This window comes from Myxococcus xanthus, from assembly GCF_013116825.1.
GTDB lineage: Bacteria > Myxococcota > Myxococcia > Myxococcales > Myxococcaceae > Myxococcus > Myxococcus xanthus_B.
On sequence record NZ_JABFNS010000338.1, the window covers coordinates 1 to 414 of the forward strand.

The window sequence follows — 414 nt, forward strand, 5'->3', positions numbered from 1 at the left end:
TTGCTGAAGCGGCCGTCGCGGATGTACACGCGCGCCTCGCCGTTGCTCGTGCCCAGCATCTTCGCGATCGAATTGCCGGTGCCGTTCACGGCCATGGCCCCGTCCAGCCGGCCGAAGCTCTTCTCCATCAGTTCGACCTTGGGGAAGAGGGCGGACAGGCGCAGCCCGTCCACGCTGCCGCGCAACTGCGCCTTGAGCGGGCCCTCGCGGCCGTCGAGCACCACGGTGGAATCGATCTTGCCTTGCGCCACGCCGAAGCGCAGCGGCGACAGCGTGAGCTGGGCGTTCTCCATTCGGGCATGCACGTCGAGGTTTTCGATCGGCAGGCTTTCGTCGCGCACGATGCGCTCGCCCTTGAACTTCAGGTCCAAGTCCATCGCGTTCCAGCGGTCGGTGGCGAAGGCGGCGTCGGGC

1 protein-coding gene is annotated in these 414 nt (G+C 67.4%); it reads right to left on the reverse strand.

Features of this window, described 5'->3' with window-relative positions; translation table 11 throughout:
* Window positions 1-414, reverse strand: a 414-nt coding sequence (locus tag HNV26_RS37610; RefSeq protein ID WP_171453067.1) for an AsmA family protein, incomplete at both ends; no start/stop codon positions are given.